Genomic DNA, 15,073 nt, shown 5'->3' on the forward strand with positions numbered 1-15,073 from the left:
CAAGGAGAACGATGTCCCGTCTCAAGGACAAGCACGCCATCATCACCGGCGCCGCCCAAGGTCAGGGCGCGGCCATCGCCCGTGCCTTCGTGGCCGAGGGCGCGAGAGTCGTCATCGCCGACGTCGCTGACGACGCTGGCGCCGCCCTGGCGGAGGAGCTGGGCGACGTGGCGTACTTCAGCCACCACGACGTGAGCGACCCGAGCTCCTGGGACAGGCTGGTGACGGAGGCCGAGGAACGCTACGGCGCGCCGGTCAACGTCCTCGTCAACAACGCCGGGGTGCTCCGGTTCGGCGAGGTCGACACCATGCCGCTGGACGATCTCGACCTGCTGATCAGCGTCAACATGCGCGGCTGCTTCCTCGGCATGCGGGCCGTCGCCCCGGCGATGAAGCAGAACCGGCAGGGATCGATCATCAACTGCTCCTCGGTCGAGGGACTCGCCGGCATGGCAGCCCTGACGGCGTACACCGGGACGAAGTTCGCCATCCGCGGCATGACCAAGGCGGCCGCGGTCGAGCTCGGTGCGTACGGCGTCCGGGTCAACTCGGTGCACCCGGGCATGATCGACACCGGGATGACCCGCGAGGTCGGCGGCGAGGCGGCGATGCAGTGGGGAGCGACCCGCGTACCGCTGGAGCGTGTGGGGACACCTGAGGACGTCGCACCGCTGTATGTCTACCTGGCGAGCGACGAGAGCGGTTACACGACCGGGGGTGAGTTCGCGGTCGATGGAGGAGTGACCGCGACCCACTCCTTCTACCCCGGCAACAGCGGCCAGGGTGCCGCCTCGTGAGATGACCGATACCCCACTGTCACACCGAGTTACCTTGCCAAAGGATGATAGGAATCAGTTCCAGCCAGTCAACCGGAGGCGGCCCTTGCGCATCGCACTGTTGTCCTACCGCAGCAAGCCGCACTGCGGCGGTCAGGGCGTCTACGTACGCCACCTCAGTCGCGAGCTGGTCGCCCTCGGGCACACCGTCGAGGTGTTCTCAGGGCAGCCCTATCCCGAGCTGGACGAAGGCGTCGCCCTGACGAAGGTCCCGTCGCTGGACCTCTACCGCGAGCCCGATCCGTTCCGCACGCCCAGGCCCAAGGAGTTCCGCGACCTCATCGACGTCGAGGAGGTCCTCACGATGTGGACGGCGGGGTTCCCCGAGCCCAGGACCTTCAGCAAGCGGGTGGCTCGGCTGATGAAGGACCGCATCGGTGACTTCGACATCGTCCACGACAACCAGACGCTCGGCTCCGGCATGCTCGACATCGCCGAGCTGGGCTTCCCGCTGATCACCACGATCCATCATCCGATCACGTTCGACCGTCGCATCGACATCGCGAATGCCCCGACGCTTCGCAAGAAGCTCAGCCTCCGTCGCTGGTACGGCTTCCTGGGGATGCAGAAGAAGGTCGCCCGGCAGCTCACCAAGATCCTCACGGTCTCGGAGTCGAGCCGGCGCGACATCGTGACCGACTTCGGCGTCGATCAGTCGCGGCTCGAGGTCATCACGCTCGGTGTCGACGACGTCTTCGTCCCGCCGACCGCACCGCGAGTTCCCGGCCGCATCGTGGCCATGGCCAGTGCGGACGCCCCGATGAAGGGCATCGCGACACTGCTCGAGGCGTTCGCGAAGCTGCGCACCGAGCGCGACGTCGAGCTGCTCCTCGTCACGTCGCTCAAGCCGGGCGGACGGACCGAGCGGCTCATCGACGAGCTGGGCATCGTCGAGCACGTGACGTTCGTCAACGGGATCACTGACGCTGAGCTCGTCGACGTCATGGGTTCGGCCGAGGTCGCCTGCGTCCCGTCGCTGTACGAAGGGTTCTCCCTCCCGACTGCCGAGCTGATGGCCTGCGCGACGCCGCTGGTCGTCAGCCGGGCCGGCGCGATCCCCGAGGTCGTCGGCGACGACGGCGCCTGCGCCACGCTGGTGACGCCGGGCGACGTCGGTGAGCTCGAAGCCGCGATCGAGGTGCTCCTCGACGACCCTGCGCGTCGCGAGGCCATGGGCCGGGCCGGCCGCGCACGGGTGTTGGAGAAGTTCAGCTGGCGGGCGGTGGCGAACGCCACGGCCGCCGCGTACGAAGAGGTCATCGCCGCCAGGGCGGCGCACCAGACAGAGCTGGGACAGAAGGGGAAGAACCATGCTGACGGTTGATTTCGACCGGTTGGGGCTGCGGCCCGGCGACCGGGTCATCGACATGGGCTGTGGTGCCGGACGGCACGCATTCGAGATGTACCGCCGTGGTGCCGACGTCATCGCGTTCGACCAGGACGCCGACGAGCTGGCCGGCGTCCTCGAGCTGTTCGGCGCGATGAAGGAGGCCGGTGAAGTCCCCGAGGGTGCCTCCGCGGACATCAAGGAGGGCGATGCCCTGGCGCTTCCCTTCGGCGACGGTGAGTTCGACCGGGTGGTTGCGTCCGAGGTGCTCGAGCACATCCCGGCCGACATCCAGGCGATCACCGAGCTCGTACGCGTCCTGCGCCCGGGCGGCACGATGGCCGTGACGGTGCCCCGCTGGTTGCCCGAAGTGATCTGCTGGAAGCTCTCGGAGGACTACCACAACACGCCGGGAGGACACATCCGCATCTACTCCGACAAGGAGCTGATCGGCAAGCTCGAGAACGCCGGCATGACCTTCGAGGGCATCGACTACGCGCACGGGCTGCACTCGCCGTACTGGTGGCTCAAGTGCGCTGTCGGCGTCAAGAACGACGACCATCCCCTCGTGAAGGCGTACCACCAGGTGCTGGTCTGGGACATCATGAAGACGCGCGGCTACAGCACGGTCACACGCCTGGCGGAGAAGGCGCTGAACCCGTTGATCGGCAAGAGCATGGTGCTGTACCTGCGCAAGCCGATGGTGCCGGCTGGAGACGGCACCGCTTCATGACGCAGAGCATGCTGACGCCGGACCAGATCGCTGAGACGGCGGCGAGCATCGCCGCGATGCAGGAGCCGGACGGCGCCATCCCCTGGACGATCGGTGAGCACACCGACGCGTGGAACCACGTCGAGGGCGCGATGGCGCTCGTGGTGGGTGGTCAGCTGGACGCTGCCGCCGCGGCGTACGACTGGTGCGCCCGCACCCAGCGCCCCGACGGTTCCTGGCCCATGAAGATCGTCGGTGGTCGCGTTGAGGACGCCAGCACCGAGACCAACATGGCTGCCTACATCGCCGTCGGAGTGCTGCACCACTGGGTCATCCGCCAGGATCGCAGCTTCCTCCAGCGCATGTGGCCGGTCGTACGACGCGCACTGGACCTGGTCGTCGACCTGCAGCTCCCGTTCGGCGGGATTGCCTGGTCGCGCGAGTGGGACGCCGACGGACCGGCGACGATCAACCGCGAGGCCCTGCTGGCGGGCAGCTCGAGCATCTACCAGGCGCTGCGTTGCGGTGTCGCGCTCGCTGAGCTGGTGGGGGAGCCGCAGCCGGAGTGGGAGCTCGCCGGCGGTCGCCTCGGGCACGCCCTCCGGGAGCACCGCGACCAGTTCCTCGACAAGTCGACATTCTCGATGGACTGGTACTACCCGGTCCTCGGCGGTGCCGTGCGCGGACCGGCTGCCGAGGCGATGCTGGCCTCGGAGTGGGACACGTTCGTCGTCGACGGGCTCGGGATCCGCTGCGTCAGCACCAACCCGTGGGTCACCGGCGCCGAGACGTGCGAGCTCGCGATGGCCCTGAAGGCCGTCGGGGACGAGCGCGCCGCGACGCTCTTCGCGGACATGCAGCACCTGCGCACCGAGCGGGGTGCCTACTGGACCGGCTTCGTCTTCCCCGAGAACGTCAACTGGCCGGTGGAGCACACGACCTACACCGCTGCCGCGATGATCCTCGCGTGGGATGTCCTCACCGAGACGACCCTGGGCGCCGGTGTCATGACCGGCCACGGCATCGGGGTGGACTTCGACGAGATCATGCTCGAGTGCGGCTGCCCGTCATCCGACTGGCTCGCCGGCGTTCCGGCCGCGCGCTAGGACCAGCCGAGGCCCCCACCGCGATCTGGGTGGGAGCCTCAGCCGGGTATCAGCGCTCGGAGCGCAGCCAGTGCCAGGCGACCGCGCCGACCCACAGCTCGTACCCGAGGGTGCTCAGAGCCAGGAGCGGGAAGAGCGCGCCTGCGATCAGCGTCGCGCTTCCGATCAGGCTGACCGGGAGCAGCACCAGGCCGACCCGCTGCAGCCGCGGCGCCGTTCCTGCCATCCGGAGGCCCAGCACCAAGGCGCCGATGAAGAACAGCCGCGGCAGCACCGAGAAGGCGAGCGAGTACGGCGCGACCGCGTCCCAGCCGGCCAGGATGCGCACGTCTGTGCCGTCCGCCGCGGTGTCGAGAGCGACATCATGCAGGACGCCGGCGAACGGCCAGACGACGGCGAGGAGGGTGCCGGCCGCGATTGCGACGGTGGACAGCACACCACTGGCGTCGATGCGCCTGAGGCGGACGTGGACAGCGCCGAGGAAGCCGAGCAGCAACATCCCGGAGATCATGAAGGCGTAGTTGCCGAGACGGTAGGCCGTTTCGGCGTCGAGGACGTTGTGGCCGCGCTCGAGGGCCGGATCGGCCGGTGAGCCACCGTTGGGCAGGACGAAGATCGCCATCAGGATCATCACGCCGACCTGGCACGCAGTGAAGGCGATGCCGAAGCGGGCACTGAGTCGCGTCAAGGAGCCCTCGGCCGCACGCGGGGTGACTTCGTTGAAGGAGCTGGTCATGTCATGTCATCCGTTCTGTGATGAGGAGGCTCGGACGAGCCCAACCAGAACGTACGAATCCGACGGGACGTGGCACATCGACCGGCGGGCTGGTTTGTGGGTCATCCCGGAGCGCCCGGCGAGTCAGCCCCTGGGCTGATGCGCAAAGCAGGACGGCTGACTTAGTCTCGGCGCGTGGAACTTCTCGACCGGCTGCGGACGAATCGCCTGGATGCGGCGCTCGCCGCGGGCTTCGTGCTGAGCGGGCTCGCGCAGCTGTTTGTCGTGCCGATCGCGTCGTCCGCGCCGGTGAGTGTGGTGTACGTCGTGGGGTCGATGCTCCCCCTCGCCTGGCGCCGGACGTACCCGGTCGAAGCGGCGCTCGCATCGGCGGCCTTCTGGCTGATCCCGCTCGACGGCTACCCCCTGGTCGGGTTCGTCGCCGTGATCCTGCAGTTCTTCGCCCTCGGCAACAAGGGCGAACCGGGGCGCGCTGTGGGGCTCGTCGCCCTGGCGGCGTCAGGGATGGCGGTCATCGGCACGCTCCTCGGCCCGGAGGCTCCGGTCGCGGCGATCGGGGCCGGACTCGTCGTCATCGCCCCCACGGTCGCCGGCCGGTTGGTGCGTCATCAGCAGCGACAGAACCAGGCGCTCGTGTCGCTCAGCCAGGAGCTGGCCGAGGAACGATCTCGCGCGGAGGCCGCCGCGGTCGGCGCGGAGCGCGCGAGGATCGCGCAGGAGCTGCACGATGTCGTCGGTCATGAGGTCACCCTGATCGCCATCCAGGCCGAGGCCGCAGCAGCGGCGTTGCGGGTCACGCCCGAACGGGCTGCCGCATCAGTGGAGGCCATCCGCGAGACCGCGCACCGGACCCTGACCGAGATCCGCGCGGTGCTCGGCGTCCTCGCTCCTGACATGCAGGGACCACCGAGCTCGGAGAGCTTGAGCGCGATTGCGGACCGGGCCCGCGAGGCCGGGATCGTCAACACCCTGGACATCACCGGCACGCCGTCCCCCGACGGGGCACCGGTCGCGCTCGCGGTGGGCCGGATCGTGCGCGAGTGCCTCACCAACGCAGGCCGGCACGCACCCGGTGAGCCCGTCAGCCTCTCGGTGGACTGGCAGCCGGGCGAGGTCAGGGTGCGCTCGGTCAACGGCACCGGGAGCCGCGACCGGAAGCCGCGCGCCGGGCGAGGGCTGACCGGCATGCGGCACCGAGCCGAGCTGCTGGGTGGGACGTTCGAGGCGGCTCATTCCGGTGGCCGGTTCGACGTGCAGGTCGTCATTCCCGTCAGGAGCAGCCCATGACGCGCGTGCTGCTCGTCGACGACCAGGACCTGGTCCGCCATGGGCTGCGGCTGATCCTTGAGCTCGGGGACATCGAGGTGGTTGCCGAGGCCGCGGACGGTGCAGCCGCTGTCGCAGCGGCCCTCGAACTGCGGCCGGACGTCGTCCTGATGGACCTGCGCATGCCCGGGATGGATGGCGTTGAGGCGACTCGACGTATCACGGCAGCAGGCACGGGAACCGTGATCGCCTTGACCACGTTCGATGCCGACCAGCATGTCGCCGACGCGATCGGGGCGGGCGCAGTCGGTTTCCTGCTCAAGGACGTGACCGCAGAGGGGCTGGTCGACGCCGTGCGACGGGCGGCGGCTGGCCAGCCGGTCGTCGCTCCGGCCGTCCTTGCGCGGCTGATGGCGCACTTCTCCGAGCATCCGCCCGCTGAGCTGCGACAGCTGCCGGGTCTTGCCGACCTCAGTCAGCGGGAGCGCGAGATCCTGGCGTTGATCGGCGAGGGCTGGTCCAACGCCGAGATCGCCAGCGAGCTCGTGATCAGCATGGCGACGGTGAAGACGCACGTACGGCACGTGTTCGCCAAGCTCGACCTGCGTGACCGGGCCCAGGCCGTGGTCGCGGCGCGCGAGGCCGGATTGAACCGCTCCTGACCAGCGCCCGCGGGGTCCGGACGGCGCCCAGCTCAAGCCCGAGTGCGGCTGCCCGTCAGCCGACTGGCTCGCCGGCGTCTCCCCGGCCGCGCGCCAGGGCCCGCATCGAGCCGACCGTCGCGAGCGGCTCGAAGCAGCCGGAGTCGACCGCGCGCTGCCAGACGTGGAATGGTGCCTGCCCCCCGTCCTCAGGTCGTTCGAAGACGTCGTGGATCACCAGGGTGCCGCCGGTCATGAGCCAGTGGGCGAAGCCGGAATAGTCGTTCTGCGCGTGCACCTCGGCGTGGCCGCCGTCGATGAACAGCAGGCTGACCGGCGTGCGCCACCACGACGCCACCGTGGTCGAACGGCCGATCACGGCGTTGACGTGGTCCTCGAGGCCGGCCCGCGCGACGGTCTTCCGGAAGACCGGGAGGGTGTCCATGAGGCCAAGCTCGTCGTCGACGAGCGATGCGTCGTGGTGCTCCCAGCCGGCCTGGTTCTCCTCGGAGCCGCGGTGGTGGTCGACGGTCAGCACGGTGCCGCCGACCTCGCGCGCTGCGGCGCCGAGATAGATCGCGGACTTGCCGCAGTAGGTCCCGATCTCCAAAGCAGGTCCGTGGGGGAGCCGCTCGCGAGCCATGCTGTGCAGGAAGGCGCCTTCGTCCTCCGGCATGAAGCCCTTCGCGGCGAGGGCGTGCTCGAGCAGGTCGGCGGGCATCTCGGGGTTCATGGTCATCATCCTTTCGGGGACCAGACCGTCCGCCAGACCCGGGTCGAGATCACCTCCGCCGCCGGCGGCCCCCTGATCGCTCCTTGGCCGTCGATTGCGGCCTGGCGGGCTCGACATCGGGTAGTCCGGGCGGCAGGTCGGCGACGTCAATCGGCCGCCAGTCGTCGCCCGCGAAGATCTCGACCGCGAGCAGCGGATCCGGGATCCATTTCTGCGACTCGGGCTCGAAGTATGACGCGGAGCTACGCCGCTGCCACCGAGCCACCTCGTCGGGCTGGCCCGGTGTGGTCAGGATGAAGTACCGCATGGCACCCAAGGCATCGTTCTCCCACGATCTACCCTCCCAGTACGAGTGTGGTTCACGGATCACGTCCGGCGCAGGAGTTCTGGTGAGAATTAGGTGAACATCACAAGACCCCGGCCAACTGGAAGCCAGTGGGTCCGGGGTCTGTGTGCAAAGTAGAGCCGGTTCCAGCCCCGAGATCTGCACCGACCATCGTGCGGTCGTATGGATGAGACGGTGCCCCGAGCGGATCGTGACGCGATTCCGGTGCCGCCGGTCCACCGCGAAAAGCGGAATTCGTTTTCCGATTCGCTATGATGGAGGTATGACGACGGAACCGGCAACCCAGGAAAGGCCGCTGCGCCGCGACGCCGTGCGCAACCGCGAGCTGATCCTGGCGACGGCTGCCGAGGTGTTCGCCGAGCAGGGCCTTGACGCTGGCTATGACGAGATCGCTCGCCGCGCCGGCATCGGCGTCGGCACGGTCTACCGCCGGTTCCCCGAGCGCGCGGAGCTCGTCCAGGCGCTGTTCGAGTCGCGGATCGAGGAGATGGTGGCCATCGCCCAGGAGGCCGTGAGCCAACAGGATCCGTGGGCCGGGTTGACGATGTTCCTCGAGCGACTCCTCGAGCGGCAGGTCACGGACCGTGGCCTCAAGGAGGTCATGGTCCAGACCATGTCCGAGGGTGATCACGTTGCAGTCGGCCGCGAGCGGTTGGGCCCGATGATCGACGACCTCATCGCGCGGGCTCAGGCCACCGGCGCACTCCGGTCAGATGTGGGGTCCACGGACATCGGTATGCACATCATGCTGCTGAGCTCCATGACGACGCCCGAGCAGCCGGACCTCTGGCGTCGTTACCTGGCGCTGCTGCTCGACGGACTGCGCGCGCGTACGGACCAGGCACCGTTGCCACTCGCCGCGCCCGCCGATGAGGCGATGCACGAGCTCATGTGCAACCTGCACGGCCGCCGCACGTCCTAGCTGCGCGAGATCTGCACCATCTCGTCGCGGGGCACGACCTTGATGCGGGTACGCCCGGCGGCCTCGCCGAGCGCGAGCTCATGCTCGTCGAGCTGCTCCCAGCCCTCCCACGTCGTGAACTCGATGCCGCGGCCCGCCAGGTAGCGGTCGACGGCCTCGCGCTCAGGCTCCGGCGGGGCGACCAGTCGGTCGACGTCCGCGAGCAGGAGCTCGATGGTCTGGGCGGCGTCGGACTTGGTGTGGCCGATGAGGCCGACGGGTCCGCGCTTGATCCACCCGGTGACGTACGCGCCGGGCAGCGGGTCACCTTCGATGTCGATGACCCGGCCACCGTCGTTGGGCACGATCGCCTGGGTGTCGTCGAACGGGATGCCGGCAAGGTTCTCCGAGCGGTAGCCGACCGCCCGGTAGACCGCCTGCACGGGCCAGTCGACGAACTCGCCCGTGCCACGGACGTTGCCGGTGCCGTCGAGCTCGGTCACCTCGGTGCGCAGGCCGACGACCTGGCCGTCCTCGCCCAGAACCTCGACGGGGTTCTGGCAGAAGTGGATGTGGATGCGGTGCGGGGCGCCGGTCGGCTCCTTGGCCAGGTAGTTCTGCAGCACGTCGACGACGAGCTTGACCGACTTGGAGGCGCGGATCGCGTCCATCGATCCCTCGTCCAGCTCGAAGCCCTCGGGGTGGATGATGACGTCGATGCTGGGGGAGTGCGAGAGCTCACGCAGCTCCATCGGGGTGAACTTGACCTGCGCGGGGCCGCGGCGGGCGAACACGTGGATGTCCTTGGCGGCGTTGGCCTTGAGCCCGGCGTAGACGTTCTCCGGGATCTCCGTGACGAGCTGCTCGTCTGCGGTCTTGGCGAGCATGCGGGCCACGTCGAGGCCGACGTTGCCGACGCCGAGGACCGCGACCGTCTCGGCTCGGGGGTCGAACGGCCAGTCGCGTGGGGCGTCGGGGTGTCCGTCGTACCAGGAGACGAAGTCAGCGGCGCCGAACGAGCCCTTGAGCTCGATGCCGGGGATGTCGAGGTCGCGGTCGGCGCGGGCGCCGGTGGCGAAGATGACGGCGTCGTAGAACTGCTGGAGGTGGTCGAGCTTGAGGTCGGCACCGTAGTTGACGTTGCCGAAGAACCGGATGTCGTCGTTGGACAGGACGCGCTTGAGCGCCTTGACGATCTCCTTGATGCGCGGATGGTCAGGTGCGACGCCGTAGCGGATCAGGCCGAAGGGTGTGGGATCGCGGTCGAGGATGTCGATCGTGACGTCGACCTCGGACTTGGTGAGGATGTCCGCCGCGTAGATGCCCGCTGGTCCGGCGCCGATCACGGCGACACGCAATTGCCTGCTCATACACAACTCCTGGGAAGGTTTGTCACCATGTCTTAGGCAAGGCTAAGGACGCGCACCAACCGTCTTGGGGGCGTCTTGCGATGCGAACGGCAATCGTGTGGGGTGGGTCACACCTGAACTGAGTTCAGGTGTGCGACGAGTTTACGCGTGCCAGTGGCCGCGGTGTCAGACTTGTGGCGCGGCTCACATTTTGTCCGGCACCGAGGCCGCTCGCGGCCGAGCGTGCCGGGCAGGTTGAGCCGATCGCGGCGAAGCCGCCACCTGACGAAACCCGGCGAGATGAAGGCTCGCCCAGCCTGACGACTAGGTTGAGGGCATGACCACCGCTGTCGTCGTTGGCTCGGGGCCCAACGGGCTGGCAGCTGCTGTCGTCCTCGCCCGCGCCGGGATCGACGTGACGGTGCTGGAGGCAGAGGACGAGATCGGCGGGGGCACGCGTTCGGCCGAGCTCAACGTGCCCGGTGTCCTGCACGACATCTGCTCCGCGACGCATCCGACCGCGGTGGCATCGCCGTTCTTCCAGTCGCTCGACCTCGCCCGCCACGGGCTCGAGTGGCTGTGGCCCGAGGTCGACGCGGTGCACCCGCTCGACGGCGGCCGGGCCGGGGTGCTGTTCCGCGACCTCGACCGTACGGTCGAAGGCCTCGGCATCGACGGCGCGGCGTGGCGCAAGCTGTATGCCCCGCTGGCGGCCTCGAGCGACGAGCTCATCGGCGAGCTGTTCCGGCCGATCGTGCACCTGCCGAAGCATCCGATCCTGATGGCGAAGTTCGGCATGCGAGCGCTGCAGCCGGCGTCATGGATCGCCCGTCGCTGGGAGACGGACGAGGCGCGCGGCCTGTTCGCCGGCCTCGCCGCACATGCGATCCATCCACTCAACCGGCCGACGACCGGCGGCCTCGGCCTGATGTTCGGCCTGACGAGTCATGCGTACGGCTGGCCGGTGGCCAAGGGTGGCTCGGCCGCGATCGCGCGGGCCCTCGCCGCCGACATCGCCGAGCACGGTGGTCGCATCAAGACGGGCCACGAGGTCACCGAGCTGCCCGAGGCCGACATCGTCATCTTCGACACCTCGCCGCAGAGCGCTCTGCGCATCGCCGGTGACCGGCTGCCCCGGCGCGTGCGCCGGCCGCTCACGCGCTGGCGCTCCGGCCCCGGCGTGTTCAAGGTCGACTTCGCGGTCGAGGGCGGGGTCCCGTGGACCAACGAGTGGGCGCACAAGGCGGGCACCCTGCACCTCGCCGGGACGTTCGAGGAGCTCAATGCCGCCGAGCGGGAGGTCCACGCCGGCCGGATGCCCGATCGCCCGTTCGTGCTGGTGTGCCAGCAGTACCTCGCCGACCCGGGGCGCTCGGCCGGCAACGTGCACCCCGTGTGGTCGTACGCCCACGTGCCCACCGGCTACACGGGTGATGCCACGGAGGCGATCACCGACCAGATCGAACGCTTCGCCCCGGGCTTCCGTGCTCGGATCATCGCGAAGACCACGACGGGGCCGGCCCAGCTCGAGGCGCACAACGCCAACTACCGGGGTGGTGACATCGGCGGCGGTGCCAACGATGCCTGGCAGCTCGTCATGCGGCCGCGGTTCTCGGCCAACCCGTACTCCCTGGGCGCCAAGGGCCTCTACATCTGCTCGGCGTCGACGCCTCCGGGAGGCGGCGTGCACGGGATGGGCGGCTTCCACGCCGCGATGGCCGCTGTGGAGAACCTGTGAGTCTGCGACAGCTGCCTCGAGGCGGAACTTCCGCGCATGAAGTCCCCGTTCATACGGTTGAACGTTCAGCCAACCTGTCCCGTTCTACACATTGCACGCTGATTCCATGCCTTCGAGCCCAGGAGCCCGACCGATGAAACTTCCAGCGCACAAGAAGATGCTTTCCGCCGCGGCCGCCGCGTCCGTCATGCTGCTGACCGCCGCATGTGGCAGCGGCAGCGACGATGCGTCGTCCGACAAGCCGAGCTCGTCGGCAACGTCCGACAGCAGCGACGACTCGTCCGCCGCTAGCTCAGGGACGTTCAAGGACGGCAACTACAAGGAGGAAGAGACCTACGCCAACCCGGCCGGGGAGTCCAAGGTCGAGGTCGAGGTGACCCTGGCGGACAACAAGATCTCCGAGGTCAAGGTCACTCCGATGGCCGAGAACTCCACGTCGAAGCAGTACCAGCAGAAGTTCGCCAGCGGCATCTCCGACGAGGTCGTCGGCAAGAGCCTCGACGAGCTCAACGTCTCCAAGGTCGCCGGGTCGTCGCTGACCTCCATCGGATTCAACGCGGCGATCGACGACATCAAGGCTGATGCCAAGGCCTGAGCCGGCCGCCTGGCAGTTCGAGGCGATCGGCACCGCGTGGCAGATCGACACCGCGGAGCCGCTTGCCGCGGACACCGCCGCAGCCGTGACCGCCCGCATCGACGACTTCGATGCGGTGTGGTCGCGGTTCCGGCCTGACTCCGTGGTCTCACGGATCGCTGCCGAGGGTGGTGCGTGGGTCTTCGACGGGGACGCCCGCGCGCTGCTCGACCTGTATGTCGCGCTGCACGACGTGACCGACGGTGCCGTCACGCCGCTCGTCGGACGTACGCTCTCCGATCTCGGCTACGACCAGGGCTATTCGCTGCGAGCCGTCGCCGAGCCTGCCGCGGTGCCGGCCTGGGAGTCGTTCGACTGGACGTACCCCACCCTCGTCGCGCACGAGCCGGTGCTGCTCGACGTCGGTGCCGCCGGCAAGGGCCACCTCGTGGACCTGGTCGCCGAAGTGCTGGCAGAGAACGGCGTCACCGAATTCACGATCGACGCCAGTGGTGACCTCCTGCATTGCCAGGAGGAGCCGTTGCGCGTCGCCCTCGAGCACCCGGCTGATGCGACGCGGGCCATCGGGGTTGCCGAGCTTCCGGAAGGCATCGCCCTGTGTGCGTCGGCGACCAACCGGCGAGCCTGGGGCGACGGTCTGCACCACGTGCTCGACGGACGTACCGGCCGGCCCACCCGCGACGTCGTCGCGACCTGGGTCGTGGCGGACTCGTGCCTGCTGGCGGACGGGCTCGCCACGGCTCATTTCCTCACCGAGCCCGCCCGACTCATGTCACGCTTCGAGCACGACTTCGTACGTATGCACGCTGACGGCCGGGTCGAGTGGTCCCCGGACTTCCCAGGAGAGGTGTTCTCATGAACGAGCGTCAGCGAGAGAAAGTGGGCGCCGGCATGAAGCTCGACCCGCGAGACCTGCTGGACCGCCAGCTCGGCCGCGTCACGATGTACCGGCTCATCACGATCGTCCTGCTCGTCCTGGCCGCGGTGTACGTGGTCTTCTCGGCGACCGGCGTCCTCGACGGCCTGTCGACGAAGAACCACCTGATCAGCCTCCTCGTACTGGTCGTTGCGTCGTACGCGAGCAGTCGCCTCTTCGGACTGATCTGGCGGGTCCGTCCGCACGGGGAGTCGTCGATCATCACGGCCCTCCTGTTGTTCTTCCTCTACGTCCCGCTGTTCGAGACGGACGCCGAGAGCCTGGCCTGGCTCGCCGGTGCGGCTGTCCTGGGCAATGCGTCGAAGTACGTCCTGGCGTGGCGCGGGCGGCACATCTTCAACCCTGCGGCGGCCGGCGCGTTCCTCACGTACGTCGTGCAGGACCTCGTCGGCCGGGAGAGCCCGATCAACGCGATCTGGCAGACCGCCGCCACCAAGCAGCTCTTCCCGTTCATCGTCGTGGGTGCGTTCCTCGTGCTGTGGCGGACGCGTCGCCTCGACATCGGCCTGATCTTCATCGTCCTGGCCGGCGCGATGTTCCTCGTCGGCTATCACGATCTGGGGCAGAGCTGGGCCGATGCGCTCGAGGCGACGTTCTACTCGACGCCGGTCGTGTTCCTGGCCGGCTTCATGCTGAGTGAGCCGCTGACCCTGCCGCCTCGCCGGCACCAGCAGTGGGTCGTGGCCGTCGTGGTCTCGGTGGTCGCGGCCTATCCGATCTTCGGTTATGTCCTGATGGACACACCCGAGACCCTGGGAATCGATTCGGGGCAGTTCCTGGCCTTGTCGCTGCTGGTCGGCAACCTGCTGGCCTTCGCCTTCGCGCGGCGGCACGGGGTGACGTTCGTGCTGGAGGAGACCCGCGAGCTGACGCCGGAGATCCGCGAGCTGACGTTCCGGGCCAAGCGGCCGGTCTCGTTCGAGCCCGGCCAGTTCGCCGAGCTGACGGTGCCCCACGCGGGTGTCGACGGGCGCGGCAGCCGTCGTTCGTTCAGCATCGCGTCGCCGCCGAAGGCCGATGGACGCGTCTCGTTCGCGCTGCGGGTGCCGGACAACGCGTCCAGCTTCAAGAAAGCACTGATTGCCCTGCAGCCCGGTGACACGGTGCACGCGACCGGCATCGGCGGTGACTTCCTGCTGCCGGCCGACCGTTCGGAGCCGCTGCTGCTGGTCGCCGGCGGCATCGGCATCACGCCGTTCCTCAGTCAGCTGCGACACGAGTCGTCGCGCGACGCAGTGCTCGTCTACGGCGTCTCGTCGCCTGACGAGGTGCCGTTCGTCGAGGAGCTCGCAGGAGTCCGCGTCGTGCTCGTCGGGCCGGCCCGGCCCAGTGGCCTGCCCGAGGGTTGGACATACGTCGAGGCGCCGTTCCTGTCACCCGAGCTGATCGCCGAGGCGGTCCCGGACCTGGCGGACCGTCGGGCGTACGTCTCGGGTCCGCCCGCGATGGTCAACGCCGTGCGTGCCGGGCTCGCGAAGCGGTGCAAGGGCGTCAAAACGGACTACTTCACCGGCTACTGACCGCTAGCAGTCCTTGCCGATCCACGGCTCGGCGACCTAGTGTGACGCAGGACACACTGTGTAGCGCGAGGAGGTCGCATGTCCGAGATGCCCGCGGAGTTCCTGGAGCCTGGGCTGGGGGAGGACGACGAGGTCCCGAGCCTGCGTGACCGGGGCGGCGACGAGCCGCTTCGCGATCCTCGTATGTCGAGCCAGCCCGACACCGACCTGCCGTACGGCGACGGCTGAGCAGATCGCGAGACCAAGGTCCCTGTCCCGGATTCGACAAAGTTGATAGGAATGGACTCAACTTTAGATGCGTTGAGATGAGTGACACTCGTTCCATCCCAG

16 protein-coding genes are annotated in these 15,073 nt (G+C 68.7%); 12 read left to right on the forward strand and 4 right to left on the reverse strand.

The window, feature by feature from the left end:
- Positions 1-11: 11 nt before the first annotated feature.
- The 4 genes from AC1DVU_RS20730 (at position 12) to AC1DVU_RS20745 (ending at position 3,981) form a co-directional block, all read left to right on the forward strand.
- Complete coding sequence (locus AC1DVU_RS20730) at positions 12-797, forward strand: glucose 1-dehydrogenase (RefSeq protein ID WP_476924353.1); 786 nt, start codon at positions 12-14, stop codon at positions 795-797.
- Between the two features lie 85 nt (positions 798-882).
- Positions 883-2,160 (forward strand): glycosyltransferase family 4 protein, encoded by a 1,278-nt coding sequence (locus tag AC1DVU_RS20735; RefSeq protein ID WP_476924354.1) that lies wholly within the window; start codon positions 883-885, stop codon positions 2,158-2,160.
- Entirely contained in the window at positions 2,147-2,896 is a 750-nt protein-coding gene (locus AC1DVU_RS20740; protein ID WP_476924355.1) for a class I SAM-dependent methyltransferase, read from the forward strand. Before AC1DVU_RS20735 ends, AC1DVU_RS20740 begins: the two co-directional genes overlap by 14 nt.
- Positions 2,893-3,981, forward strand: a complete 1,089-nt coding sequence (locus tag AC1DVU_RS20745; protein ID WP_476924356.1) for a prenyltransferase — start codon at positions 2,893-2,895, stop codon at positions 3,979-3,981. Before AC1DVU_RS20740 ends, AC1DVU_RS20745 begins: the two co-directional genes overlap by 4 nt.
- Before the next feature lie 49 nt (positions 3,982-4,030).
- Here the strand turns inward: AC1DVU_RS20745 and AC1DVU_RS20750 are convergent, their stop codons facing one another.
- On the reverse strand, positions 4,031-4,717 hold the full coding sequence (locus tag AC1DVU_RS20750) for a hypothetical protein (protein WP_476924357.1): 687 nt from the start codon (positions 4,715-4,717) through the stop codon (positions 4,031-4,033).
- Positions 4,718-4,891: 174 nt separating this feature from the next.
- Between AC1DVU_RS20750 and AC1DVU_RS20755 the strand changes: the two genes are divergently transcribed.
- Positions 4,892-6,004, forward strand: coding sequence for a sensor histidine kinase (locus tag AC1DVU_RS20755; protein ID WP_476924358.1), 1,113 nt, complete (start codon positions 4,892-4,894; stop codon positions 6,002-6,004).
- Positions 6,001-6,645, forward strand: coding sequence for a response regulator (locus AC1DVU_RS20760; protein WP_476924359.1), 645 nt, complete (start codon positions 6,001-6,003; stop codon positions 6,643-6,645). The genes AC1DVU_RS20755 and AC1DVU_RS20760 overlap by 4 nt, the downstream gene beginning before the upstream one ends.
- A gap of 55 nt (positions 6,646-6,700) precedes the next feature.
- On the opposite strand, the gene AC1DVU_RS20765 is transcribed toward AC1DVU_RS20760, so the two are convergent.
- Both AC1DVU_RS20765 and AC1DVU_RS20770 read right to left on the reverse strand, forming a co-directional pair.
- Entirely contained in the window at positions 6,701-7,357 is a 657-nt protein-coding gene (locus AC1DVU_RS20765; protein ID WP_476924360.1) for a class I SAM-dependent methyltransferase, read from the reverse strand.
- A gap of 49 nt (positions 7,358-7,406) precedes the next feature.
- The gene (locus tag AC1DVU_RS20770; RefSeq protein WP_476924361.1) at positions 7,407-7,664 is read right to left on the reverse strand and encodes a hypothetical protein; all 258 of its coding nucleotides are present in this window, start codon (positions 7,662-7,664) and stop codon (positions 7,407-7,409) included.
- 301 nt (positions 7,665-7,965) lie between these two features.
- Between AC1DVU_RS20770 and AC1DVU_RS20775 the strand changes: the two genes are divergently transcribed.
- Positions 7,966-8,625, forward strand: coding sequence for a TetR/AcrR family transcriptional regulator (locus tag AC1DVU_RS20775; protein ID WP_476924362.1), 660 nt, complete (start codon positions 7,966-7,968; stop codon positions 8,623-8,625).
- Here AC1DVU_RS20775 and AC1DVU_RS20780 read toward each other — a convergent pair.
- Entirely contained in the window at positions 8,622-9,974 is a 1,353-nt protein-coding gene (locus tag AC1DVU_RS20780) for an FAD-dependent oxidoreductase (protein WP_476924363.1), read from the reverse strand. The genes AC1DVU_RS20775 and AC1DVU_RS20780 overlap by 4 nt on opposite strands.
- A gap of 316 nt (positions 9,975-10,290) precedes the next feature.
- Here AC1DVU_RS20780 and AC1DVU_RS20785 point away from each other — a divergent pair, with 316 nt between their 5' ends.
- The 5 genes from AC1DVU_RS20785 to AC1DVU_RS20805 all read left to right on the forward strand — a co-directional run bounded on the left by AC1DVU_RS20785 (position 10,291) and on the right by AC1DVU_RS20805 (position 14,971).
- Positions 10,291-11,691 (forward strand): phytoene desaturase family protein, encoded by a 1,401-nt coding sequence (locus AC1DVU_RS20785; protein WP_476924364.1) that lies wholly within the window; start codon positions 10,291-10,293, stop codon positions 11,689-11,691.
- A 133-nt stretch (positions 11,692-11,824) separates the two neighbouring features.
- Complete coding sequence (locus AC1DVU_RS20790) at positions 11,825-12,286, forward strand: FMN-binding protein (protein ID WP_476924365.1); 462 nt, start codon at positions 11,825-11,827, stop codon at positions 12,284-12,286.
- Positions 12,273-13,145 (forward strand): FAD:protein FMN transferase, encoded by an 873-nt coding sequence (locus AC1DVU_RS20795; RefSeq protein ID WP_476924366.1) that lies wholly within the window; start codon positions 12,273-12,275, stop codon positions 13,143-13,145. Before AC1DVU_RS20790 ends, AC1DVU_RS20795 begins: the two co-directional genes overlap by 14 nt.
- On the forward strand, positions 13,142-14,743 hold the full coding sequence (locus AC1DVU_RS20800; protein ID WP_476924367.1) for an FAD-dependent oxidoreductase: 1,602 nt from the start codon (positions 13,142-13,144) through the stop codon (positions 14,741-14,743). Before AC1DVU_RS20795 ends, AC1DVU_RS20800 begins: the two co-directional genes overlap by 4 nt.
- 78 nt (positions 14,744-14,821) lie before the next feature.
- Positions 14,822-14,971 carry a hypothetical protein gene (locus AC1DVU_RS20805; protein ID WP_476924368.1) on the forward strand — a complete coding sequence of 50 codons (150 nt, stop codon included), beginning with the start codon at positions 14,822-14,824 and terminating at the stop codon, positions 14,969-14,971.
- Positions 14,972-15,073 lie beyond the last annotated feature (102 nt).

It is taken from the genome of Aeromicrobium sp. P2_G6 (assembly GCF_056403535.1).

Bases quoted from the DNA above. Each gene is read 5' to 3' on its own strand.
- AC1DVU_RS20730 (WP_476924353.1), top strand. From the start codon at position 12: ATGTCCCGTCTCAAGGACAAGCACGCCATCATCACCGGCGCCGCCCAA.
- AC1DVU_RS20740 (WP_476924355.1), top strand. From the start codon at position 2,147: ATGCTGACGGTTGATTTCGACCGGTTGGGGCTGCGGCCCGGCGACCGG.
- AC1DVU_RS20745 (WP_476924356.1), top strand. From the start codon at position 2,893: ATGACGCAGAGCATGCTGACGCCGGACCAGATCGCTGAGACGGCGGCG.
- AC1DVU_RS20750 (WP_476924357.1), bottom strand. From the start codon at position 4,717: ATGACCAGCTCCTTCAACGAAGTCACCCCGCGTGCGGCCGAGGGCTCC.
- AC1DVU_RS20760 (WP_476924359.1), top strand. From the start codon at position 6,001: ATGACGCGCGTGCTGCTCGTCGACGACCAGGACCTGGTCCGCCATGGG.
- AC1DVU_RS20765 (WP_476924360.1), bottom strand. From the start codon at position 7,357: ATGAACCCCGAGATGCCCGCCGACCTGCTCGAGCACGCCCTCGCCGCG.
- AC1DVU_RS20770 (WP_476924361.1), bottom strand. From the start codon at position 7,664: ATGCGGTACTTCATCCTGACCACACCGGGCCAGCCCGACGAGGTGGCT.
- AC1DVU_RS20775 (WP_476924362.1), top strand. From the start codon at position 7,966: ATGACGACGGAACCGGCAACCCAGGAAAGGCCGCTGCGCCGCGACGCC.
- AC1DVU_RS20780 (WP_476924363.1), bottom strand. From the start codon at position 9,974: ATGAGCAGGCAATTGCGTGTCGCCGTGATCGGCGCCGGACCAGCGGGC.
- AC1DVU_RS20785 (WP_476924364.1), top strand. From the start codon at position 10,291: ATGACCACCGCTGTCGTCGTTGGCTCGGGGCCCAACGGGCTGGCAGCT.
- AC1DVU_RS20790 (WP_476924365.1), top strand. From the start codon at position 11,825: ATGAAACTTCCAGCGCACAAGAAGATGCTTTCCGCCGCGGCCGCCGCG.
- AC1DVU_RS20795 (WP_476924366.1), top strand. From the start codon at position 12,273: ATGCCAAGGCCTGAGCCGGCCGCCTGGCAGTTCGAGGCGATCGGCACC.
- AC1DVU_RS20800 (WP_476924367.1), top strand. From the start codon at position 13,142: ATGAACGAGCGTCAGCGAGAGAAAGTGGGCGCCGGCATGAAGCTCGAC.
- AC1DVU_RS20805 (WP_476924368.1), top strand. From the start codon at position 14,822: ATGTCCGAGATGCCCGCGGAGTTCCTGGAGCCTGGGCTGGGGGAGGAC.